Source organism: Acinetobacter sp. D009, from assembly GCF_038562025.1.
Classification (GTDB): domain Bacteria; phylum Pseudomonadota; class Gammaproteobacteria; order Pseudomonadales; family Moraxellaceae; genus Acinetobacter; species Acinetobacter pittii.
This window is the reverse complement of sequence record NZ_CP151886.1, coordinates 396385-420833: the sequence shown is the minus strand read 5'-3', so window position 1 is coordinate 420833 and position 24449 is coordinate 396385. Positions and strand designations below refer to the sequence as shown.

Below are 24449 nucleotides of genomic sequence, written 5' to 3'. Positions count from 1 at the left end.
TAAAGTTTAATCAAAATTTTATTTAGCGCTATGAACATTTAAACATAATAAATAGTCATTAAAGCAAATTGGATGTTCTAACTGAAAACCTATTGTACATAAATGTTTTGCATAAATTCTTTTACCTGAAAATTGGTTTGATTCTAAAGTTAATTCTGGCAATCCCAATTGTTTTTGAAACCATGCGATAACTTCATGCAAAGGTAGTGGTTGATTATTAGTCACGATATAGCTTGCTTGATGACTTTCATAATCAGCCATAAAAGCCAAAAATCTTGCTAAATCATCAATATGTATTCGATTGCTATAATGTATATTTGGATAACTTTGATGATTTTCAGCCATTTTCTTTAAACGGGCAATAGAAGTTCCATAAATACCTGTAGGGCGAACAATTACAGATTCAGTTGGATAATATTTTTGCCAGAGTAGTTCCATATTGCGCAATATATGGCCTTGTGCATCATTTGGATGAATTTCACTAAAATCATCAATAATCTCTCCTGCATTTTCACCATATACCCGCGTAGAGGAGACAACGATTATTTTTTTCACTGGATGTATTTTTAATGCTTCTCGAATCGGTTCAATACTATCAACATAAGTTTGCTGATAGCCCTCAACCGTACTCTCATTTGGAGAAAGTAAAATATATACGACATCTACAGGTTCAATTTTACTTAAATCAAGTTTAAAGATATCTTGAACAAGATGTGTTGCGTAACTATCCGTTTTTACACTACGGCTGATTGTGGTAATTTGATGTTCTTTCTCAAATAGTTGTTTAGCAACACGCTGAGATGTTTTACCATAACCGATAAATAATATATGCATAGAAAACTCGTTGAGGGGACATGACTTCAGTCCATCAGTTACAAGGCGTTGGATCGGCTTCAGCAGCCCTGCTCGAAAAACTAAATATTTTTACCACAGATGATTTACTGTTTCATCTGCCACGTGATTATGAAGACCGCAGTACGATTATTCCAATGAATCAACTTGTGGTTGGGCGGAGCTATTTACTCGAAGGAGAAGTCAAATCAATTGATTTCCCCCCGGGAAAAAGAAAATCTATGGCAGCCTTGGTGCAAGATGAATTCGGTAAAGTCACCTTACGCTTTTATCATATTTATAAAAACCTGACTGATAAAATAAAACCCGGTCATCGCTTACGCATTTTTGGTGAAGTCCGTGTAGGTGCTCGTGGCCTTGAGATGTATCATCCTGAAATTCAGCTCATTCATGAACATACACCTCTACCAAAAACTCAGCTTACAGCAATTTATCCAAGTACGGATGGGTTAACTCAACCTAAATTACGCGAATACGTTAAACAAGCTTTAAAGCATCATAGTGACGCCTTACCAGAGCTACTCCCAAAACAATATACCAATGGCTATGCGCTTAAAGAGGCTTTGTATTACATTCATGAGCCTCCCGTGGATGCCAACATGCTGCAATTGGCTCAAGGCTCGCACCCTGCACAGCAAAGGCTTATTTTTGAAGAGCTAGTTGCACACCAAATTAGTTTACTTAATCGACGTGCTTATATTCGTCAAATTGCGTCACCTGCATTTTCAAGCAGTAAAGTATTAGCTAAAAAACTATTAGAAGCTTTACCATTTCAAATGACCAATGCACAAAAACGTGTATCTAAAGAAATTTTAAATGACTTAAAACAACACCAACCTATGCTACGCCTAGTACAAGGTGACGTTGGTGCTGGAAAGACCTTGGTTGCCGCTGTAGCCGCTTGCCATGCTTTAGAAGCAGATTGGCAGGTTGCATTAATGGCTCCGACTGAAATTCTTGCAGAACAGCATTATTTAAACTTTAAACGTTGGTTTGAACCATTAGGTGTAACCGTGGCATGGTTATCTGGCAAACAAAAAGGTAAAGCGCGTGCTCAAGCAGAGCAGCAAATTAAAGAAGGCCATGCGGAACTTATTGTTGGTACACATGCCCTATTTCAAGATAACGTCGGGTTTGCCAAATTAGGATTAGTGATTATTGATGAACAACATCGTTTTGGTGTAGATCAACGTTTAGCTTTACGTAATAAAGGTGCTGAGCAATTCACCCCACATCAACTCGTGATGACAGCTACTCCGATTCCGAGAACACTGGCAATGAGTGCGTATGGCGATTTAGACACATCCATAATTGATGAGTTGCCACCGGGCCGTACACCCATTCAAACCGTTACGATTCCACTTGATCGTCGTGAGGAAGTACTGCAACGAATTGCTTCGAATTGTAGAGATGGGAAACAGGCCTATTGGGTATGCACATTGGTTGAGCAGTCTGAGACTTTAGATGCTCAAGCAGCAGAAGCAACTTACCAAGAGATGAAAGAACGTTTTCCTGAACTCAATATTGGTTTGGTGCATGGCAAAATGAAAGCCGATGAAAAGCAAGCCGTCATGCAAGCATTTAAAAATAATGAATTACAGCTTCTTATCGCAACAACAGTGATTGAAGTTGGAGTAGACGTTCCTAACTCTTCCATTATGGTGATTGAAAATGCCGAGCGTTTAGGGCTTTCTCAGCTACACCAATTACGTGGCCGCGTAGGTCGAGGTGCTCAAGCCAGTTTTTGCGTACTTTTATATAAAACGCCTCTCTCTCAAAATGGACAAGAAAGACTTTCTATTTTAAGAGAAAGTAATGATGGCTTTGTAATTGCGGAAAAAGATCTGGAATTACGTGGACCAGGTGAATTACTAGGGACTAAACAAACTGGGGATATGGGATTTAGAGTGGCTCGATTAGAGCGAGATGATCACCTACTGAGTCAGGCTCACTATGTAGCACAGCAAGTTTTAAAAGATTATCCAGAACAGGCAGATGCTCTTTTAAAACGTTGGCTTCCTGAGGCGCCTCGCTACGCGTATGTTTAATTTTTTAAACTTTCAACCTCTTATTCAGTTATTTTCACCTTGCTCATTGTGCGAGTTAGGCATGCGAGAAAAATCATCGCTCTGTAAAGACTGTTGGGAACAGCTACCTTGGCTTAAACAAACGATTCAACGTAATAATCAATCTGTTCTTGTGGCCTGTAATTATGCTTATCCGGTTAACCGGATCATTCAGCAGTTTAAATATGAACAAAAATTACATTATCAGATCTTATTAGGTGAAATTTTAAAACAATTAAAATTTCCCAAGGTACAAGCGATCGTACCCATGCCTATTTCCAATCAACGTTTAATTGAACGTGGTTTCAATCAGTCTTTGCTACTTGCCAATATCTTAAGCAAACACTTAAAAATACCTGTTTGGCAACCAATTCAACGCTTAAATGAACACGCTCAAAAAGGACTTTCTCGACTAGAACGCTTTGAAAATATCGAACAACAATTTTTACCCCATCATCAAGAGAAACGACGTTATCGCCGTGTTCTCATTATTGATGACGTGATAACCACGGGAAGCTCTGTAAATGCGCTCAGTCAAGCACTTAAACAATTAGGCTGCACATCCATTCATACGGCGTGCCTAGCAGCAACGCCGAAGAGTTAAGCTATTGCAGTGTAGATAAATACTCTTCACACCAAGGAATGACAATTTCTCTGGTCAATGGTGCAAGTTGAGTTTCAGAATCATTTAAATCTATCCACTTCATTTCTGCAATTTCGGCTGCAATTTTAGGAGCCTGATCGAGCTGAACAAGATATAAATGACTCATCAAAATATGATCTGGCTCATTGGCAGCGGCTGTTTCGAAATGACCAATAAATTGCTCAATCACACAAGAGCTACCGACTTCTTCCAAAATTTCTCGCTGCATGGTGATCTCTGGTGCCTCATTAGGTTCAAGCTTGCCACCCACTTGCATAAAAGCATGTGTATTATGTTTTCTTACAAGCAACAACTGATTTTGCTCATTTAAGATCACTGCGGCAGCGACCGTAATTGTTTTCACCTATTTAACCTCGTTTATGGTTGAACATCTGCATTTGTCCATTTTGGAGCAGGAGCCTGATATTGCTCAAACTGTTGAAGAATATCTTCAATTTTGTCTGAGGCGATCAATTTATCAACGAACCGTGCTTGGCTGAATCCATTATCCACCGTGCCTTGAATCATTTTAAGTAAATCTTCATAAAAGCCCGCTACATTTAAGAAAGCACATGGCTTTTGATGAATACCTAATTGCGCCCACGTCCATTGTTCAAAGATTTCTTCCAATGTACCAGCGCCACCAGGCAAAGCAATAAAGCCATCTGAAAGATCCGCCATCTTGGTTTTACGCTCATGCATATTTTCAACCACATATAATCTGGTTAAACCTGGATGAGCTAACTCACGATCAACTAAAGCACGAGGGATCACGCCAATGACTTGTCCACCTGCTTGTAAGGCGCTATCGGCAACTACACCCATTAGGCCTGAGCGACCACCACCATAAACTAAGGTTTTACCTTGTTTTGCAATAGCCTCGCCTGTAGCTTGGGCAATTTTTTGGAAAATTGGGTCTGAACCAAGAGATGAACCACAGAAAATACAAATTGATTTCATAGTGTAAAAAACCGTTTTATTGAACTGTCATGCTGACAAACTAAACTATCGATAGAGTTTTTTTTTGCAAAATAGCGTATTGGCAAGTGTTTTTCAGCAAATCCTTGTCTAAAATACACCCATCCATTTCCATCAGACTGCGTGAGGAAAAAAGACACATGCTTGAAGCCTTTTATGCCACAGAACGCGGAAGTCTGGAAGATGCCACCATCAATGGTGGATTTGATCTACATCCCGAATTAGTCTGGGTTGATCTTATTGCACCCTCGCAAGAAGAGCAACAATGGGTATTAGATGCCTATGACCAAAATTTACCAACACTAAAGTCGCTTGAAGACATTTCATCTTCTGCACGATTTTACCGTGATGATGACGGTATTTTGCACATCAGTACTTATTTTTTAACGAAAAATAAAAATTATCAGGTGGACGGTGATGCAGAAGACTCATCACATATTTTAGCAATGGTGCAAACGGTCGCTTTCATTTTGCATAAAGACCGCCTCTTTACGATGCGCGGAGAAAAATTAGTTGCCTTTCGTGCCTTTCGGGCACGCGCTCGTCGAAATGACTATGACATGGACTATAAAGATCCAACGTGGATTTTATTAGGCCTTCTTGAAGCAAAACTCGATGAGCTTGCGGATATCTTAGAAGATATCCACAAAGATTTAGAAAAATACTCCACAGAGGTTCTTAATAACCACCAACGTGAAAAAATTCTAGATCTCGATGACATGATTACGCGCCTAGCTCAACAAGAAGATATGCTAGGAAAAGCACAGCTCTGTCTGATTGATTTACGACGAGTACTTACTTTTTTATCGCGTCCGCGAGCATTAGGCAGTCATATCTATGATGCTGACATTCGAGAGCTCAGTGAAGATGTGCGTTCACTGGTAGAACATGATGCGTTCTTATTCCAAAAAGTACGATTCTTACTTGATACGACGTCCGGATTCATTAACACCGAACAGAATGACACGATTCGTCGATTCTCGATCTTACCAAGCATGTTAGCTCCTCCGATGCTTATCGCCAGTATTTACGGCATGAACACTGATGTATTACCTTTTGCACATGGTACGACCAGTTTCTTCGTTGTTTTACTCATTATTATGGGTTTCTTTATTGGGCCGATCATTTATTTCCGCTGGAAAAAATGGATCTAAGCTTTGTAATAAAATGCTAATTTCGAGCATAAAAAAGCACCTAAATATAGGTGCTTTTTTACATCTAAAACATCAGATCATTTGCAGGTCGTCCTGCAAATGACAGGCTTGAATGATCTTCAGCATTTTTTCAGGGACATTTTTAAAATGCAAACCAGTATTTTTGGGAGTCTCTCGTAACCATTGAACTAAAACAGCCAAGGCCAAGGTACTACCATGCTCAAGCTCAGTTAAATCCACCACAAGTGGGAAGCTTTGCTGCTTCTTTATGATAGCCAAACCTGCTTGATACTGTTGTTCCGCATTTTCAAAATCAATTTTTCCCGAAACAACCAATTGTTGGTTGAGATACTGAACCACACGTCACCTACTTATTTCTTTTTGTTTTGATTAACAGCCGCGTCTGCATCAGGTTGGAAAGTTGCAATTGCTTTATTTAAATCACCGCCATTGCGTTTCACTGTTGCAGCAAACTGATTACGGAACTGTAATCCTAGATCAATACCAGAGACATTGATATTACGGATTTTCCATTGAGTACCTTTGTCAGCTAACTGGAAAGAAACAGGAATTTTTTCACCATTATGATTAAAGTCCAATGTCACTACAGGGTTTTTACCCGCAGTTGCCTTGTAAGGACGCATGGTATAGCTTTGATTTGTATATTTAGCAAATGCGCTGCCGTAATTTTCAATTAATGTATTACGAAAGTTTGTTTCAAACTGAGCACGCTGTGCAGCTGTACTATACTGATTCGTCGCATAAGTACCCATCACAATACGAGTGAACGCTTGTGAATCAACATATGGGTCTAAGTTCTGACGTACAATTGATTTTACTAAAGCAGGATTGTTCTGCAACTTAGCATGATCTGCTTTTAAACGAGCGATCAAGCCATCAGCAACACGCTTGATAAAATCAGGTGGTGCTTCTGAAGGTGCAGCAAAAGCTGTACCTGCAATCATAGTAGACAAAAGACTTGCTGTCAGGGTTTGTTTAAACAACGTATTCACCTGGAACCACTCCTTCAAATAAACTCTTACTCAACAAATGACGGCTGTGCACTGCTGTCGGTACTTGCAGGAGCTTTTTCTTCTGCTGAGGATGAACCAGCGGCAACTTTACCTGCGCCACCACCAGTAATAAATTTACTAATTAAATCTTCTAGATCCATGGTTCCTTGGGTATTTGAAATTGTATCGCCACGTTTAAGATAGTTTAAACCACCACCCGGAACGACTTTCAAATATTTCTCACCCAACAAACCATTGGTTGCAACCATTATATAAGCATCTTCATCAATACTGGTGATGGAGGACATGTTACTGATCAGTTGCTGTTCCATTGCTTTTTGTTGCTCTGGAGAAGCCTGCGTATAATCAGAACTATAACGTAGTTCATCTAAAGCATTTTTTTGAACTTCTTTTAGCTGCTCAGCATTAAAACTTGTCAATTTTCCATCTAAACCAAAGGTTACCGTAGCCAAACGCGTAACTGGATCAAGGGTAATTGAATCAACACGACCAATTGTGACACCGCTCATCGTTACTTTAGCACGAGGCTTTAAGCCATTGACGTTATCAAACTGAGCCTTCATGGTATAACTATCATTTAAATTAGTACCAACAAGGCCACTAACTTTCATGGCTAAAAAGAACAAGGCAATACCGAAGATAATAACAAAGATACCTACGGCCAGCTCACTACTACGTGATTTCATTAAATCCCTCCGAACATGACCGCAGTCAACACGAAATCAAAACCTAAAACACATAATGAAGAATATACAACTGTTCTCGTCATTGCAGTTGCGATTCCTTCTGGAGTCGGATCACACGCATATCCTTGATATACCGCAATCCATGTACATAACAAAGCAAACACAATACTTTTGATAATGCCATTTACGACATCATGCCCAAATTGCACATTGTTTTGCATTCCGCTCCAGAATGAGCCTTCATCGACGCCAAGAAAATCGACACCTACCATTTTACCGCCCACAATACCAATCGCAGCAAAAATGACAGTTAGCATCGGTAAACTGACCACTCCCGCCCAAAGACGCGGTGATACGATTTGTTTTAATGGGTCAACGCCGATCATTTCCATGCTGGCAAGTTGTTCACTTTGCTTCATTGAACCAATTTCTGCTGTTAATGCAGAACCTGCTCGGCCAGCAAATAATAAGGCAGCAACCACAGGTGCCAATTCACGCAGCAATGTTAAAGACACCATTGTGCCTAGCATTGATTCACTGCCGACGTTCACTAAAATTGAGTATCCTTGTAAACCCAGTACCAAACCAATAAATAGGCCCGACACAGTGATAATTAACAAAGACATCACCCCTACCCGATGCATTTGGTAAATAAATCGTCCAAAACCACCAGATGAAGGAAAAGAAAAAACAATTTGTAAGAGCATTAGTGCCGCAACACCAATCCCTCGAATCCGCTCAATAACGAGTCTACCTAACCAGGCAATCGTATTCATGGACGAACCTCGTTATCTAAATAGGCTTGATGACTAAATTGGTATTCAACTGGTCCTTCTGCCGAACCTGTTAAGAATTGGCGCACAAATGGAGAAGCATATGCCTGTAATTCTTCTGGTGTTCCTTCCCCCTGAATTTTTCCTTCTGCTACAACATAAATGTAGTCAGCAATAGAAAGGGTTTCGGGAACGTCATGCGAAACAATAATTGTGGTTAAATCTAAAGCTTCTCGCAATGAACGGATTAAACGTGTCAAAACACCTTTTACAATAGGGTCTTGCCCTGCAAACGGTTCATCGTACATGATTAAATCGGGGTCAAGCGCGATCGCACGTGCCAAAGCGACACGACGGTTCATACCACCTGAGAGTTCTGTAGGCATTAATTGTTCAGAACCACGTAAGCCTACTGATTCAAGTTTTAATGCAACCAGTTCAGCAATTAGATTTTCAGGAAGTTTGGTATGTGCTCGAATTGGGAATGCTACATTTTCATAGACAGACATATCCGTAAATAAAGCACCGCTCTGAAATAACATTCCCATACGTGCACGGGCTGAAAAAAGTTCCTGACGAGACATTTTTGCAATATCTTTACCGTCGAGCAAAACTTCGCCCTGATCAGGAACTAACTGTCCACCGATCAGACGTAATAATGTTGTTTTACCTGTACCAGAAGGTCCCATAATAGCCGTAATCTGGCCACGACGTATATTTAAACTAATATTGTCATAAATGACGCGTTCCCCTCGATTAAAACTCAAATTTTTCACTTCAATAAGTGGTTGAGTCGAGAGAGGAGTTTTATTATTCATAATGGCAATCGTTCCTGCACTTTTATGCACGCATACTATAACACTGAAAATTGGCAAACTTGTTGTTATTTTGACAAAAGCAAAGCTAACTTAGTTGGTAGAAATAGAAGAGGTATGTTCGTAAAAAGAGGTTAATTCAGAAATTTGAAACTGCTCAATAGAATTTCCAGTTATAAAAGCATAGGCAAAATAAACCCCATTACACAAAACAAGTGCAATAAAAAGATAAGGCAAGCCGTGCTGAACTAATAAGTTCTTCAACTGTGCCATTATTGTTTGTTTTCGTTTACTTCTACTCATTATTTAATAAAAAATTGAACCAATTCACACTTTGTTATTTTATAACAAAACTGAAAAATAAGAAAGGCCAGTATTTCTACTGGCCTTTCTTTAAACAAACTATTGATTAACGGTCGAATTTACGACGCGGTTTGTCATCAAAACTACGACGCGGACGATCTTCACCACCGAAGCTACGCTTTGGACGATCTTCGCCACCAAACGCTGGACGCTCACCACGTGATTTATCATCAAAGCTACGACGCGGTTTATCGTTGAAACCACCTTCGCGGCGTGGACGATCTGAGTTGAACTCACGACGTGGACGATCTTCGCCACCAAATGATGGACGTTCACCACGTGGTTTGTCATCAAAGCTACGACGCGGACGATCGTCACCACCGAAAGTACGTTTTGGACGGTCACCAAAACCATTTTCACGACGTGGTTTGTAATCTACACGGTTACCACGGTTGTCATCATTTGAGTCAAAACGCGGTTTATCGTTGAAACCACCTTCGCGACGCGGACGATCTGAGTTGAACTCACGACGTGGACGATCTTCAAAACCACCTTCACGGCGTGGGCGATCTGAATTGAACTCGCGACGTGGACGATCTTCGCCACCAAATGATGGACGTTCACCACGTGGTTTGTCATCAAAGCTACGACGTGGACGGTCATCACGACCACCTTCACGGCGTTTGAAGTTGCTTTCGCCTTCAAAACGACGACCACCGCCAAAACCGCCACCACGACGACCATCACGACCACCGTTGCCGCCACGACCACGACCACCGCCATCACGACCTGAACGAGCAGGAGGTGGAGATGGCTCTAAGCCTTCAATTTCAGAAACACTTAAACGTGCATCTAAATAGTCTTCAAGCGCACGGATTTTACCGCGTTCACGATAAGTCGCTAAAGTAATTGCTTGACCTGTACGACCAGCACGACCTGTACGACCAATACGGTGTACATAGTCTTCATGTTTCATTGGTAAACCGAAGTTAATTACGTGAGAAATTGTCGGTACATCAAGACCACGTGCAGCAACATCTGTCGCTACCAAGATTTTTGCACGGCCTTCACGAATACTACGTAAACGACGGTTACGAACTGTTTGTGGCATTGCACCGTGAAGTGCAACTACAGAATGACCTGCTTCTGCAAGTTCTTCAGCCAACATATCTGTATCTTCTTGAGTGCTCGCGAATACAACCGCTTGATCAAGAGTTTCATCAGCCAACCAGTGAGTCAGAAGTTTCTTCTTGTGTTCGAAACCATCTGTCCAGTGTAAAGTTTGGGTGATGTCAGTGTTTGTACTGTGACCTGTTTCAATAGCAATACGCTCAGGTTCATTCATCATGCGCTCAGCAAGACGAATAATACGGTCAGCGAAAGTTGCAGAGAACATTAATGTTTGACGACGGTTACCAGCTAAATCGCTGATTGCTTCTAAATCTTCAGAGAAGCCGAGGTCTAACATACGGTCAGCTTCGTCAACGATTAAAGCTTCAACTTTATCTAACTTTAATTGACGACGGTTTACTAAATCTAATAAACGACCTGGAGTCGCAACAATAACTTGCGCGCCTTTAAGTTGTTGGATTTGCTTACCAAAAGGCATACCACCCATGATTGCAGCAATACGAACACCTTTCATGTGACGTACGAAAGCAATCGCATCTTGGCTAACTTGTTGAGCCAATTCACGTGTTGGGCATAAAACTAAAATATTAGGTTGGGTCACAGCTTTCATACGTTCTTTGAACGGAACAAAAGTTTCTTGACCAGCTAAATTATGTAATGTCGGTAATAAAAATGCCGCAGTTTTACCAGAACCAGTCTGGCTAGATACTAGAAGGTCTTTTCCTTCTAAAGCTGCAGGAATAGATTGTTCTTGCACAGGAGTCGGGGTAGTAAAACCTAAACCTTCAAGCGCTTGTTGTAAGGTTTCATGCAAAGAAAATTCGGCAAAAGTTTTGCTCATAGAGAGTTTCACCCTAGTGGGTGCTCCATTTTTAATAAATACAAAATAGACATCGGCACAAAGCGGCAAAGCAAAGTTAGCTGAAACGTTTTTTTCAGCAGCAATCCGAGTAACGACGATGTGGACTAAACGCACGCTTGATTACGGCCGAACCTGAAGAATCGCTGAGCGATCGGGGCGCAAGAAATGGTCCTCTCTATGGACAGCGTGCGCTTACAATGAATAGAACAGAATGTTCAGGTAATGAACGGAAATTTAAGTGCGTGGGCGGATTATAGCAGAAAGAAATTAAAAGTCATGTGTTTTAATCAACTTTCTTCATATTTATTGAACTAATTAAAATTTACCAATTACTTAAAAAATAAAACCCTCTGATAATAGAGGGTTTTATTTATAAATAATTAAATTATTTTGCAGCTTGACCCCAAGCTGGAACTACAGTTTGCATTAAAGGTTTTAGCATTTTGAGTGAACTTGCAAGCACTTGACCGTTTTCAAGAGACTCATTACCACCACGTGCGTCAACCACTACACCGCCCGCTTCTTTAATAATAAGCTCACCAGCAGCGATATCCCATGGTTTTAAACCAAGTTCAAAGAAACCATCAAAACGACCAGCAGCAACATATGCTAAATCTAGAGCAGCTGAACCACCACGACGAATTTGTGCGCCAGCTTGAGTAACAGCTAATAACGAAGCAAAGTGTTGTTCTGCGTAAGATACAATCTCACCAGCACGTTTAGCACGGTAAGGATGGCCTACTGCCAAGAATGTATTTTCTAAAGTATCTTTTACATTTACACGGATACGGCGTTGGTTCATCACCGCACCACGACCGCGACTTGCAGAGAATAATTCGTCACGTACTGGGTCGTAGATTACGCCGTGTTGAGTAACGCCTTTATGCTGAACTGCAATAGAAATACAGAAATGAGGGAAACCATTAATAAAGTTTTGCGTGCCATCAAGCGGGTCGATTACCCAGCACCAGTCTGCATCATGGCCTTTGCCTTCTTGCAAACCGAACTCTTCACCTAAGAAGCTATGGTTTTTATAACTTTTACGTAATGTATCAATCGTCAATTGTTCCAAATAACGATCTACACGTGTTACTGGGCCATCAATGCCTTTCTCTTCAACTTGCAAATCGAGTTTATGACGATTTTGATGCGCTTTTAAAAGCTCTTGACCAACTGTTTGAGCCGCACGCGCAGCCATAACCACCATAGGTTCCATTGAACACCCACTACAATACAAATTTGAAGATTTTGACAAAGAATAATGCATAAAAGCGCATACATTTTAGCAAATGAATGCGCTTTATGGGAAAAAATGTTTCAAAAATTTTATTAAAGGCTTAAACCACCTGATTTAGCTTAAGCCAAGCTCGTTCAATTGAGCTCAAAATACCTTTAGCATCTAGCCCACAATCTTGTAGCATTTGACCATGTGACGCTTGCTGCAAGAACAAATCTGGCAGACCTAAATTAATGATAGGTTTAACAATTTGTTCTTGTGCCATGAACTCATTTACTGCACTGCCTGCACCACCCATAATTGCGTGTTCTTCAACAGTTACAAATAATTGTGTATGTTCAGCCAAATCACGAATAATTTTTTCATCAAGTGGTTTCACAAAACGCATATTTACAACACGCACACCAACATCATGTTTTTGTGCAAACTGCTCAGCAGCTTCTATGGCAACCATAACGCGACTACCAAACGCTAAAATCGTAATCTGCTCATCACAAACAGGTTTAATTTCAGCGACTACTTCTGCCTTACCTAACTCAATAGCAGTTAGCTCTTGCTGAATTTCAACGCCTACCCCCGCACCACGTGGATAACGTACTGCTGCTGGCCCATTATAAGCATAGGCTGTATGTAGCATTTGACGGCATTCATTTTCATCTTTTGGTGCCATGATGACCATGTTCGGAACTGTACGCATATATGCATAGTCATATGCACCAGCATGAGTTGGACCATCTTCACCAACCAAGCCTGCACGGTCAATTCCAAAAGTCACATCAAGATTTTGTAATGCGACATCATGAATAAGCTGGTCGTAACCACGCTGCAAGAATGTTGAATAGATCGCAACAACAGGTTTCAAGCCTTCACATGCCATACCCGCTGCAAGTGTTACTGCATGCTGTTCGGCAATTGCAACATCGAAGAAGCGCTTTGGAAATTCTTTAGCAAACTTAACCATGCCCGAGCCTTCGCACATAGCTGGAGTAATCGCTAATAAACGTTCATCTTGTGCAGCTTCGTCACACAACCATTGACCAAATACATCAGAATATTTAGGTGGCGTTTTACCTGCAGAAGTTGCATTAATTTTGCCAATTGCATGATAGGTAATTGGGTCAGCTTCTGCCGGAGTAAAACCTTTACCTTTTTTAGTATAGACGTGGACTAAGCGTGGACCTTTACGTTTTTTCAAAGCATTAAATACTTGAACGAGTTGATTTACATCATGTCCATCGAAAGGACCGAAGTAATCAAAACCAATCGCTTTAAATAAATTATCGGCCGCATCTGTTGCCGATTGATGTAAACGAGAGTTGTACGTCCATTTCGGATGTGGCTGTACATAAGCCTCGCCATGTTCATCGACATTAACTAAATGACCTTTTTCCCAAATTGCAGCTAAATGTTTAGCAAAACCACCTGTACTGCAAGAAATCGACATGTCATTGTCATTAAGTACAACAATTAAATCGGCATCGTGTGCCACAGCATCGTTCATGGCTTCAAATGCCATACCTGCTGTCATTGCGCCATCACCCACAATACAAACGACTTCACATGGGTCATTTTGATAGCGACGTGCTAAAGACATTCCCAAACCTGCCGAAATTGCAGTTGATGAATGCCCTACACCAAAAGTATCAAAAACTGATTCTTCTCTAGCTGGAAATGCTGCCAAACCGTTTTTAGCACGGATTGTTGTCATTTGCTCACGGCGACCAGTCAAGACTTTGTGTGGATACGCCTGATGTCCTACATCCCAAACTAAACGGTCATTTGGAGTATTAAAGCAATAATGCAGCGCAACCGTCAGCTCAACCACGCCGAGGTTAGCACCGAAATGGCCACCACTCTGGCCTGCTGCATATAAAATATATTGACGCAACTCATCAGCCACTTGAAACAATTGGCTATGCTCGAGCTGACGTAATTGTTGAGGATGATCAATTGCATCTAACAATGGCGTAACAGGGCGTTGAGTTGGAATTTCGGTATACAACATATGTGGCAAAGCCTTTATAAGCCTGGCAAATCCTAAGCTGGGTCAAAATGGGTCGATCATACAATCGAATGAAGTCACCTTCAATCAGCCACATTTGCGAACGAGGTCATGCAAAGCAGTCTCTCATACAGTATGGGTATGGTTGGCAGATTATCCTGAATAATCTGACTATTTATCAACTATTATCGTCTTCTTTATACAAAAAAGAAAACCTTAGTGTTCAAAATGATTATGACAATTCGACCAATCTCCCAGCATTACGCTATACTTTAAACCGTTTTCGGTTAAAAGATGAGTTAATCTGTGCCTATAGAGTTCATTGCAACATCAAAACTCCCGACCGCTTTTGGTGAATTCAATATTTCTGTGTTTCAAGATCCAGTATCAGGTGAAGAACATGTGGCACTTTCTAAAGGGTTAGAAAATCCACCCACAGGCCCTGTTTTAGTACGTGTTCACTCAGAATGCTTAACAGGTGATGCTTTTGCGTCATTAAAATGTGACTGCGGCCCTCAATTACAGGCAACTCAAAAGCTCATTAACGAAGCAGGTCAAGGCGTTATTTTATATTTACGTCAAGAAGGACGTGGTATTGGGCTTACAAATAAAATTCGTGCGTATGCCTTACAAGATCAAGGTCATGACACGGTAGATGCAAATTTACTTTTAAATTTGCCAGCTGATGCACGCCGTTATGACATGTGTAGCATTATGCTTGATCATTTAAAAGTAAAAGAAGTTAAGTTAATTACTAACAATCCTTTGAAAATTCAGGCACTTAAGGATCAAGGTATTAATGTGGTTGGTCGTGTTCCGTTAACGGTTGGACGTAACCCTTTTAATGAACAATATTTGAAAACTAAACGGGAACGTATGGATCACCTTTATCAAAAAGATGATTTCTAGAACAAAATTATAAATTTAAAAATAATTGGAAGGGATTTTTAAGACATTTCTTAAAAATCCCTTACTTTTTTTATGGTTTTGTGTTTTGATGTATCTATCTCCTAACTCAATCATCTTTGAGGGTCACTATGCAGCATCCGACTTCAACAGATATTCAACGTGTCCGCGAATTTCTCCTCGATTTACAAGCTCGTATTTGTGCTGGTTTAGAACAACAAGAAAAAGCTGGTGGTGGTACGGGTGAATTCATTATTGATGATTGGGAACGTCCAGAAGGTGGTGGCGGTCGTTCACGAGTTTTACAAAATGGCACCGTGATTGAAAAAGGTGGTGTGATGTTTTCTCACATCAATATTAGTAAACTGCCCGCTTCTGCTACAGAAAGACATCCTCAAATTGCTGGTGCTAAAGCACAAGCGCTTGGTGTGTCATTAGTGATTCACCCTAAAAACCCGAATATTCCAACCTCCCATGCAAATGTACGTTTATTTGTTGCAGAGCCTGAAGGACAAGATCCGATTTGGTGGTTTGGTGGCGGTTTTGACTTAACACCGTTCTATCCAGATGAACAGGATGTTATCAATTGGCATCAAGCCGCACATGACCTATGCCAGCCTTTTGGTGACAATGTCTATGCTGAACATAAAAAATGGTGTGATGATTACTTCTATCTAAAACATCGAGATGAACAGCGTGGTGTCGGTGGTTTATTCTTTGATGATTTAAATTGCTGGGATTTCGAAACCTGCTTTAAATATATTCAAGCTGTAGGTAATGGTTATTTAAATGCCATTTTGCCAATTTTTGAAAAACATCGTGAACAGCCTTATACCGAAGCTCAACGAGAGTTCCAGCTTTACCGTCGTGGTCGCTATGTCGAATATAATTTAGTCTATGACCGCGGAACATTGTTTGGCTTACAAACAGGTGGACGGATCGAATCTATTTTAGTCAGCCTGCCTAATCTTGCAGCTTGGTCATATCGTCCAGAATGGGATGAAGACTCACCAGAGAAACGTTTAACCGACTATTACTTAAAACCACGTGATTGGTTAAACCTAAAAGAAAAAGTTGCTTAATTTTTTGCTTTTTGGAGATTCTTTGGCTTCCACCCTAAAGAATCTCCTTTTTTATTTCCAATTTTCTGAGTTTCATTCAAATATTTTTTCTTATTAAAATTTGGCTTATAGTGAGCCTGCTGAAAATTCAGTACAGACCTTATTTGCCTCATGCCATTTTAAAATTTTGGATATAAGAATGACCAAACAGTTTGCAGTAATTGGCAACCCCATCGAACAATCACGCTCTCCTGAATTGCATCATGCTTTCGCTCAAAAAACAGGTGTTGACCTAGACTACCAAAAACGTCTTGCCCCTCTTGATGGTTTTGAGCCGAGTATGCGTAGTTTCTTTGAAAATGGCGGGAGTGGCATGAACGTTACCGTGCCGTTTAAAGAACAGGCATTTGCTTTGTGTGATGTGCTGACTGAACGTGCTCAAATTGCCAAAGCTGTAAATACACTTTGGATGGAAGATGGCAAATTGCATGGTGACAATACAGATGGCCAAGGCTTAGTTGCCGCAATTCAAGCTTTAGATTGGAACTTAAAAAATACAGCTATTTTAATTTTAGGGGCTGGTGGTGCAACTCGTGGTGTTATTTACCCGCTTGTACAAGCTGGTGCTAAAAAGATTGTGATTGCAAACCGAACTCTTGCTCGTGCTGAACAACTTGTAGATGACCTAAAAGCAGCAGTTCCTCAAGCTCAATTGCAAGCAGTTTCTCTAAATGAGTTAGAAGGGAAATTTGATATTGTAATTAATGCAACTTCTGCAAGCTTGTCTGGTGATGCATTACAACTACCAGAAAGTCTAGAGTTCAAATATGCCTATGAGATGGCCTATGGCAAGCCATCTAGCTTCCTTGATCAAGCAAAACAACGCAATGTACCTTATGCCGAAGGTTTTGGCATGCTAGTTGGCCAAGCCATTGAAGCCTTCTATATCTGGAATGGCGTAAAGCCAGAATTAAAAGATTTTCTATAAGTCAAAAAAAGAACCTACACGAAGTAGGTTCTTTTTTATTTCATCTATTATTTTTTAGCTGTAACCATTTGCTTATAAACATCTCGGAAAATCTCATAATCAATAAATTCATTATGTTCAGGTTTTAAATTCTGAATTGTTTTTTCCGTAAGTTGCTGTTTGCGAGCAGCGACATAGGCTTTACCTAAAATATCAGCTGTTTCTGACAATAAGTGTTTTTCTTCATCAGAAGTACCATTTTGTTTTTCAAACTCTAATTGATACTGTTTTGAGAAAAGCTGTTCAGGTTGCTTATATTGTTTCTGTAGTTTTTGCCATGCTTCACGCCCAGCTTCACCTTGTATTGTTGTGATCACAATATGGTCCACAGCTCGGCCTAAGTCATTATCAAACTGATCTTCTTGTTCAAGATGATGCTTTTTCTGCAATGTCTCAATACGTTCTAAAGCTTTACCTTGAGGGTTATAAGTTTCCTCTTCAGAGAACCAGTAAGCATAAACCTCGGCAATTTCTTGCAACTGTTGAACTGAATAATAATGAATATATGACGGTTTTTCGGCAGTCAATTTTGCAATAAACACAGCCTTATACGTTTTGTCATAAGCACTTGTTGCATCATAAGTTTGGTTAGCCAACAGCGCTAGAGTCGAGTCTAAATCTTGTACATCGCTATGTGCACCAACTGGATGCTCAGAAACATCACCCTGTCCAAGTTTTTCACTAAATCCTTTTACGAAGTTTTCAAATAAAGAACCTTTGCTTGCCTCTGCAACTGATTTAGCCTGTTTAAGCTGCTGCTGATTAATTGGGGTCGCTTTACCATAATTGAGAATTTGCATGTCTGCTTTAATATTAAAGCGATGGTTAAATTCAGCTGGTGTATACGCAATATCATAATCCGCGTTGACTAAACGGCCCTTTTCATCCAGTCCGACATCAATCGCAACTGGATTTCTTTGTTTTGGTAAAGCTTGTTCAATTTCTGCCTTATGCTTGATCCATAGAGCTTTGAATGCCTCATCATCAACAAACTGGTTTTGATCATAAGCAGCAAAAGTTTGTTTCAACGCAGCTTGACGAGCTTTAATCTGAGTTTTTTCGGTATTTCCAGCGCTCTGATCAAGCACATCAATACCGTAAATTTGACAGTAATTAATATCACCTAAGGCAACGGAACTTTTTTGAGACTGTAATTCGACACACTGATCTTCTGTAAGTGAAGCCACTTCTTCATCTTGTGTGACTTCTTCAGCATCTGCTACAGCAACATCTTCGGCTTGGGCCGTATCAGAAGCATCCTCTTCGGCCGCCCCATCTTGAGCTGCACTTGATTGGTCTTCATCATACTCAGAATCTAAGGCATTACCGAAATGAGCATTAATAAGTGAATAAAGTTGCTGGCTAACTGCTGCTGCATCTTCTGAAGAAACTTTCTGCTCCTCAGCACCACCTACCTTTCTCTTCGCTTCCGAAGCAGCTAATTCAGTTGCTATAGATTCGGCAATTTTTTCTTCATCAAATCCTAAAACATTTTTTTGCAAATATTTTGCATTGACCTGACTATAGAGCTCTGATTGTAGCAATAACGCTTCAACCGTATCTTTTAAACGAATTTTTTCTACAATTCCCGCTTTACGCTCAGCGTCACTAACTGATAAACGCTGTAAATTTTGTGGTTCAGCCAAACGATAAGATACAGCGCCAGAAGCTTTCGCATATTCAACGAATTTCTTCATATCGACATTCGTAAACAGATTTTTATACTTTGAAAAATCGACATACGCTAAATTATTTTGATTATCTTTATTGACCAGATAAGGCATTAATCCAAAATAATTAACGTAAAATTTATAATCTTTCAGATCAAGTACCATTGGCAATTTTGCCTGTACCAAAAGTGTCGGTTTTTCATACCTTGCTGTAAGGTTTAAAGACCCCATTTTTTGACGATAATGAACCGAACCATCGTAACTAAATTGAAGATCATTTAATAAATTAATTAATACGGCGTTTACTTTTTCTGAGCGTGATTCACCAGAAATGCCTGAATCCGCTTGCTCATTTGCAATTGCGGCATACAGCGCCTGCTTCTGTTTTTTATTCAAATTAATTTTTTGTTCACGTAAATATTGATCTACTTTTTTTTGCACTGCAGCATCTAGCTGCACTGTTTTTTCTACATTATTTATTTTTTTTGACTGATTTGGATCAACACTAACTTTAAAATGCCCACGATAGTCATAGCTTGGGTATTCATATATTGCATTCATACCCTGAATGACTTTTTGATCTAACTGAGTAGATGCTACCGATGGACGTAGGTTATGCTGCGCACAAGCGGTCAAACCCAAACTAAATAAACATAAACTGAGATATTTTAAATGCATAACCTTTTTTAAAACCTTATTGCTTTATCTTTTTAACAAAACTTGCTAAAAATAAGAAAATTAGTTGTTTTTTCACATAAAAGTATAAGTCCTGAATGTAGCAGAAATTATAATTTCAGGTGTATTTATTTTCGACAAAATTCGCTTTTCTGACATTTCTTTCGGGTGCGATTAACATTGTATTTTTATCATGCGAGTGAATAATCAAATCATCGATACAGATAATCCCACAATGATTCAAAATTAGGATTAAAGCCATGCCAGCATATAAAGCTCCGCTACACGATATCCGCTTCTTAATGAATGAAGTACTAGATTACCCTGCTCACTATAAAACTTTATCAAATGGTGAAAATGCTGATCCAGATACTGTTGATATGATTCTTGAAGGTGCGGCAGATTATTGTGAAAACGTATTGTCACCACTTAACCAATCTGGTGATGAAGAAGGTTGCCATTTTGACAACGGCGAAGTAACTACTCCTAAAGGCTTTAAAGAAGCTTATGACCAATTCGTAATGGGCGGTTGGCAAGGTCTTTCTTACCCAGAAGAATTTGGTGGTCAAGGCCTACCAATGTCTTTAAATCTGATTAAATCAGAGATGATGGGTACTGCAAACTGGTCATTTACCATGTACCCAGGTTTAAGTTCTGGTTGTATGAACACTATTTTGCAATTCGGTACTGATGAGCAAAAACAAACATATATGCCTAAGCTTGTTGAAGGCACTTGGAGCGGCACAATGTGCTTAACCGAACCTCAATGTGGTACAGACTTAGGTCAGGTAAAAACTAAAGCTGAACCTCAAGCAGACGGTAGTTACAAAATCACCGGTACAAAAATCTTCATTTCTGCTGGTGAACATGATTTAACTGAAAACATCATTCACATCGTACTTGCACGCCTTCCAGATGCACCTGCTGGTACTCGCGGTATCTCATTATTCATCGTACCAAAATTCATGCCTACAGCTGATGGCAGTGTTGGTGAACGTAACACAGTCGCTTGTGGTTCAATCGAACACAAAATGGGGATCCGCGCATCTGCAACTGCGGTACTCAACTTTGATAATGCAACTGGTTATTTAATCGGTGAAGTGAACAAAGGCCTACATGCAATGTTTACCTTCATGAATACAGCACGTATTGGTACTGCTGTTCAAGGTATTGCACACGCTGAGTTATCTTTCCAAGGCGCATTACCATATGCCAAAGATCGTATGTCAATGCGTGCCCTTTCTGGTAAAAAAGATCCAGATAAAGTTGCTGATGCAATCATTCACCATGCAGACGTACGCCGTATGCTGTTAACTCAAAAAGCAATCGCTGAAGGCGGTCGCTCTATGATTTACTACGCTGCTCAAATCGCTGACAAGATGACAGATGCTTTAGCACGTGGTGACCAAGCTGCTTTTGAAGACTACGATGATAAACTTGGTTTCTATACACCAATTTTAAAAGGTTTCTTAACTGAACTTGGTTTAGAAGCTGCTAACCACGGTATGCAAGTTTACGGTGGCCATGGCTACATTAAAGAATGGGGTATGGAGCAAATTGCACGTGATGCACGTATTGCGACTTTGTATGAAGGAACAACTGGTGTTCAAGCACTCGACTTAATTGGTCGTAAAGTGTTGTTAAGTTCAAAAGGTAAAGTAGTTCGTGAATACACTGCTGAAATCTTAAAATTCTGTGCTGCACATGCACGTAATAAATATTTACGTCGTTTTGCTTGGGACTTAACTAAGCTTTGTGCTCAGTGGAACACTTTAACAGTTCGTATCATGCTTGCTGCACGTAAAGACCGCGACATCGTATCTTCTGCTTCTGTAGATTTCTTGATGTTCTCAGGCTACGTGATGATGGCTTATTTCTGGGCTCAACAAGCTGTGGTTGCTTCTGAAAAATTAGAAGCAGGTAACGGCCAAGAAACTGCTGAGTTCTATAAAGCAAAAATCAAAGTTGCTGATTTCTACTTTGATCGTTTATTGCCACGCGCTCAAGGTCATGCAGAATCAATGGTGACTACATCTCGCACCCTAACATCATTACCAGTTGAACACTTTAGCTTCGACTACTAATGATTTTTAAGTCATAATATAAAAAGAGCGCAATTTAATATTGCGCTCTTTTTATATTTATCGGATATCTATTCTTTAGTTAAAACATAAGCCTGATTTGGAACAAAATAGTTTTGCTCTAAAAATTCACGATTTTTTCCATAGTCGCTATAAAGTAATTTTTCTAAATTTGTGACCAATCTTTTATTTGAATCAATATTAAAATAAAAATTAACTTTAGATAATGGACATTGAATCGTTAACTCACGCCCTTTTTCATCCACTTTCCAATTTAGAGTAGGACATAATTGATTTACAGCGGCACTTTTAGCCCCGTCTTTACTTCCCACACGACCAAAATGAACAACATTCCAATAAGCCGACCCATTTGGTAATAAATTTAAAATGTACTCTGCTTCGCCTGATTCACAATCAGCAAAAGCATCGTCGCATGAAATACGAGTATGATATCGCCCTACATATTGTAATGACGCTGCGTTTAATTTTTGGGTTTGATCTGAGGTATCTTCAGGTAAGAAAGTTCGTCCAGCGACATAATCCAATGTTTTTATAGACGTACTACTTTTTATTAAATTTTCTTCATGATTAGAACTAGAACTTGTATTTGAATGATCTTTTGAATTGGTATGATTTATATCGCAAGCACTCAGTGTCATGCACATCGCAGCCACTACAACCACATGCTTAACTGAAAAACGAGACCACTTCAAAGACATATACATTATTCACAGATAACAGCAACAGCTATATTTACACTTCAAATCAAGTATTAGCTGATTGCCGCTTTAAACTCTTAAGCCCTGAAAGGGTGCATTTTAGTAGATGTTGGTTTCGTTCCTTTCAATCCTTTACATATTTTAACTATTTTACTTTTTAAAGGACTTTAAACCCGTTATTTCGTCTCCATATTTTTATTAAGCAAGAGCAATAGCTTCTTGTAACTTTTATCTTTAAGGAGAATTAGATGGCCAGTTCTGGTTTATATCGCTCGAACCGACACAGCATGATCGCCGGTGTAATGGGTGGTATTGCTGAACGTTTTGGTTGGAACGTAACTTTACTACGTGTCATTTTTGTTTTGATCTCAATTATGAGTGCTGCCTTTCCAGGAATTTTAGTTTATCTGGTTTTATGGTTAGTGATTCCGAAAAAACAGCCAGAACATATTGAAGGCTATCGACAATCCGTCCGAACAGTAAATGAAGAACAAGTACGTTAATTCATAACTTTGGTCGCTACGGTTGCATCCCCTAATCAACCGTAGCTTTTTTTATTCTAAAAATTATAGCTTTCGATTTAACTGTTGCTGTAATGCAGCAATCATATCTGCACGGCTAATCATTCCTATAAGCTTACGATCTTCAACAACAGGAATGTAATTAAAAGACTTTTCAACAAAGTATGGCACTAAATCTTGAATAGGTTGAGTTGGCAGTACGGTAACCACTCTACGGCTCATGATTTGTTTTACATAATGCTGCCAAGAATTCCTCGGGTCGGCTGCACCTTTAAACCACTCTACGACTTCATATAACGCTAAAGTTCCGACCAAATGGTTTTCTGCATTTACGACAGGTAGGCTCATTAAGTTCACTTGTTTAAACTTATCGAGTGCCTGATGAATATCATCATCTTCATGTAGTTTAATCACATCACGACTCATAATATCCTGACAGATATATTGATTTACCATACGCTCATTGGCATGTTCCTGAGCTTCTAAAATGATTTTTTCTAAGTCGTATTGGCTAATATCTAAAAGTTCAGTGTGATGGCCTAATGCATACTCAATATCTTTCGGCTGAATTGATACTTTTTGAGTTGGCGTTGGGTCTTTACTTCGCTCATTTAAATGAGCGGTAACTGGATAATGTCGCCCAATCAATCGATTGAAGAAAACAGCAACCCCAAGTAGAAGTAACGAGTTGAGTAAAACTGGATAAAAAATAAAATAAAAGCCTAATTTATGAATTGTCGCCCCACCTAATACCGCGGTAATTGCGACTGCGCCACTCGGCGGGTGCAAAGAGTCGGTGGTCATCATTAAAAAAATGGCAAAACCAACTGCGACACTAAAAGCTGTGGTTAAATCCGGAATCCACTGTGCACAGGCGACTCCAATAATTCCGGCCAATGTATTACCAACAATTACATTCCATGGTTGAGCTAAGGGACTAGTCGGCACAGCAAAAAGAAGAACAGATGAGGCCCCCATTGGTGCAATGTACCAAGCATTAATTCCACCGAGAACATACCAGCTAATTAAGGAGGAAATTGCTAAACCACACAATGCTCCAATACCGCAAAGTAACCGTTCTTTTAAAGGTAAAACCTTAAAATTTGGCTTTAAAATCTGTAACCATTCTCGCTGTATAACACTCACAGTACACCTTAGGGGATATGCCGTCATTTATAACGGGCAAAAGTATACGCCCAAAGCCACATAAAGTGCATTTAAATTATACCTTTCAACAATAAGAAAACTGGCTG

Annotated in this window: 23 protein-coding genes; 8 read left to right on the top strand and 15 right to left on the bottom strand. The window is 39.8% G+C overall.

Features of this window, described 5'->3' with window-relative positions; translation table 11 throughout:
- Window positions 1-18: 18 nt before the first annotated feature.
- Window positions 19-834 (bottom strand): NAD(P)H-binding protein, encoded by an 816-nt coding sequence (locus tag AAC388_RS02010; RefSeq protein WP_342371130.1) that lies wholly within the window; start codon window positions 832-834, stop codon window positions 19-21.
- Window positions 835-854: 20 nt separating this feature from the next.
- Here AAC388_RS02010 and recG point away from each other — a divergent pair, with 20 nt between their 5' ends.
- Both recG and AAC388_RS02000 read left to right on the top strand, forming a co-directional pair.
- Window positions 855-2900, top strand: coding sequence for an ATP-dependent DNA helicase RecG (gene recG / locus AAC388_RS02005; protein WP_046811835.1), 2046 nt, complete (start codon window positions 855-857; stop codon window positions 2898-2900).
- Window positions 2893-3522, top strand: a complete 630-nt coding sequence (locus AAC388_RS02000) for a phosphoribosyltransferase family protein (RefSeq protein WP_336237554.1) — start codon at window positions 2893-2895, stop codon at window positions 3520-3522. The genes recG and AAC388_RS02000 overlap by 8 nt, the downstream gene beginning before the upstream one ends.
- A 1-nt stretch (window position 3523) precedes the next feature.
- Here the strand turns inward: AAC388_RS02000 and AAC388_RS01995 are convergent, their stop codons facing one another.
- Both AAC388_RS01995 and AAC388_RS01990 read right to left on the bottom strand, forming a co-directional pair.
- Window positions 3524-3925, bottom strand: a complete 402-nt coding sequence (locus AAC388_RS01995) for an NUDIX domain-containing protein (protein ID WP_068563866.1) — start codon at window positions 3923-3925, stop codon at window positions 3524-3526.
- A 14-nt stretch (window positions 3926-3939) separates the two neighbouring features.
- The gene (locus AAC388_RS01990) at window positions 3940-4521 is read right to left on the bottom strand and encodes a TIGR00730 family Rossman fold protein (RefSeq protein WP_068563868.1); all 582 of its coding nucleotides are present in this window, start codon (window positions 4519-4521) and stop codon (window positions 3940-3942) included.
- Window positions 4522-4679: 158 nt separating this feature from the next.
- Between AAC388_RS01990 and AAC388_RS01985 the strand changes: the two genes are divergently transcribed.
- Complete coding sequence (locus AAC388_RS01985; RefSeq protein ID WP_068563869.1) at window positions 4680-5693, top strand: magnesium and cobalt transport protein CorA; 1014 nt, start codon at window positions 4680-4682, stop codon at window positions 5691-5693.
- A 72-nt stretch (window positions 5694-5765) separates the two neighbouring features.
- Here the strand turns inward: AAC388_RS01985 and AAC388_RS01980 are convergent, their stop codons facing one another.
- From AAC388_RS01980 to dxs, 9 genes are all read right to left on the bottom strand, one after another.
- The gene (locus AAC388_RS01980) at window positions 5766-6053 is read right to left on the bottom strand and encodes an STAS domain-containing protein (RefSeq protein WP_005078357.1); all 288 of its coding nucleotides are present in this window, start codon (window positions 6051-6053) and stop codon (window positions 5766-5768) included.
- 11 nt (window positions 6054-6064) lie between these two features.
- Window positions 6065-6706 (bottom strand): ABC transporter substrate-binding protein, encoded by a 642-nt coding sequence (locus tag AAC388_RS01975; RefSeq protein ID WP_002116826.1) that lies wholly within the window; start codon window positions 6704-6706, stop codon window positions 6065-6067.
- Between the two features lie 26 nt (window positions 6707-6732).
- The gene (locus AAC388_RS01970) at window positions 6733-7413 is read right to left on the bottom strand and encodes an outer membrane lipid asymmetry maintenance protein MlaD (protein ID WP_005067241.1); all 681 of its coding nucleotides are present in this window, start codon (window positions 7411-7413) and stop codon (window positions 6733-6735) included.
- Window positions 7413-8189: a lipid asymmetry maintenance ABC transporter permease subunit MlaE gene (gene mlaE, locus AAC388_RS01965; RefSeq protein ID WP_002117010.1), complete on the bottom strand. Its 777-nt coding sequence runs from the start codon at window positions 8187-8189 to the stop codon at window positions 7413-7415. Before mlaE ends, AAC388_RS01970 begins: the two co-directional genes overlap by 1 nt.
- Window positions 8186-9004, bottom strand: a complete 819-nt coding sequence (locus AAC388_RS01960) for an ABC transporter ATP-binding protein (RefSeq protein WP_002116999.1) — start codon at window positions 9002-9004, stop codon at window positions 8186-8188. Before AAC388_RS01960 ends, mlaE begins: the two co-directional genes overlap by 4 nt.
- A gap of 90 nt (window positions 9005-9094) precedes the next feature.
- Window positions 9095-9304, bottom strand: coding sequence for a hypothetical protein (locus AAC388_RS01955; RefSeq protein ID WP_342371129.1), 210 nt, complete (start codon window positions 9302-9304; stop codon window positions 9095-9097).
- A 106-nt stretch (window positions 9305-9410) separates the two neighbouring features.
- The gene (locus AAC388_RS01950) at window positions 9411-11276 is read right to left on the bottom strand and encodes a DEAD/DEAH box helicase (RefSeq protein ID WP_342371128.1); all 1866 of its coding nucleotides are present in this window, start codon (window positions 11274-11276) and stop codon (window positions 9411-9413) included.
- A 406-nt stretch (window positions 11277-11682) separates the two neighbouring features.
- Window positions 11683-12513, bottom strand: coding sequence for an inositol monophosphatase family protein (locus AAC388_RS01945; RefSeq protein WP_002117045.1), 831 nt, complete (start codon window positions 12511-12513; stop codon window positions 11683-11685).
- Between the two features lie 121 nt (window positions 12514-12634).
- Window positions 12635-14539, bottom strand: a complete 1905-nt coding sequence (gene dxs / locus AAC388_RS01940) for a 1-deoxy-D-xylulose-5-phosphate synthase (RefSeq protein ID WP_068530086.1) — start codon at window positions 14537-14539, stop codon at window positions 12635-12637.
- Between the two features lie 303 nt (window positions 14540-14842).
- On the opposite strand from dxs, the gene ribA reads away from it, so the two are divergent.
- The 3 genes from ribA to aroE all read left to right on the top strand — a co-directional run bounded on the left by ribA (window position 14843) and on the right by aroE (window position 17491).
- Window positions 14843-15445 carry a GTP cyclohydrolase II gene (ribA, locus tag AAC388_RS01935; RefSeq protein ID WP_002116908.1) on the top strand — a complete coding sequence of 201 codons (603 nt, stop codon included), beginning with the start codon at window positions 14843-14845 and terminating at the stop codon, window positions 15443-15445.
- Window positions 15446-15573: 128 nt separating this feature from the next.
- Complete coding sequence (gene hemF, locus AAC388_RS01930; RefSeq protein WP_005078368.1) at window positions 15574-16524, top strand: oxygen-dependent coproporphyrinogen oxidase; 951 nt, start codon at window positions 15574-15576, stop codon at window positions 16522-16524.
- Window positions 16525-16702: 178 nt separating this feature from the next.
- A complete protein-coding gene (aroE, locus tag AAC388_RS01925) occupies window positions 16703-17491 on the top strand; it encodes a shikimate dehydrogenase (RefSeq protein WP_284090606.1) in 789 nt (262 codons plus the stop codon).
- A 47-nt stretch (window positions 17492-17538) separates the two neighbouring features.
- On the opposite strand, the gene AAC388_RS01920 is transcribed toward aroE, so the two are convergent.
- The gene (locus AAC388_RS01920) at window positions 17539-19878 is read right to left on the bottom strand and encodes a hypothetical protein (RefSeq protein ID WP_206241595.1); all 2340 of its coding nucleotides are present in this window, start codon (window positions 19876-19878) and stop codon (window positions 17539-17541) included.
- A gap of 257 nt (window positions 19879-20135) precedes the next feature.
- On the opposite strand from AAC388_RS01920, the gene AAC388_RS01915 reads away from it, so the two are divergent.
- Window positions 20136-21959 carry an acyl-CoA dehydrogenase C-terminal domain-containing protein gene (locus tag AAC388_RS01915; protein WP_284090608.1) on the top strand — a complete coding sequence of 608 codons (1824 nt, stop codon included), beginning with the start codon at window positions 20136-20138 and terminating at the stop codon, window positions 21957-21959.
- Window positions 21960-22027: 68 nt separating this feature from the next.
- Here the strand turns inward: AAC388_RS01915 and AAC388_RS01910 are convergent, their stop codons facing one another.
- Window positions 22028-22675 carry a hypothetical protein gene (locus AAC388_RS01910; protein ID WP_025469784.1) on the bottom strand — a complete coding sequence of 216 codons (648 nt, stop codon included), beginning with the start codon at window positions 22673-22675 and terminating at the stop codon, window positions 22028-22030.
- A 248-nt stretch (window positions 22676-22923) separates the two neighbouring features.
- Between AAC388_RS01910 and AAC388_RS01905 the strand changes: the two genes are divergently transcribed.
- Entirely contained in the window at window positions 22924-23178 is a 255-nt protein-coding gene (locus tag AAC388_RS01905; RefSeq protein WP_002116779.1) for a PspC domain-containing protein, read from the top strand.
- Window positions 23179-23241: 63 nt separating this feature from the next.
- On the opposite strand, the gene AAC388_RS01900 is transcribed toward AAC388_RS01905, so the two are convergent.
- Window positions 23242-24342 carry an HPP family protein gene (locus AAC388_RS01900; protein ID WP_039766841.1) on the bottom strand — a complete coding sequence of 367 codons (1101 nt, stop codon included), beginning with the start codon at window positions 24340-24342 and terminating at the stop codon, window positions 23242-23244.
- Window positions 24343-24449: the final 107 nt, after the last annotated feature.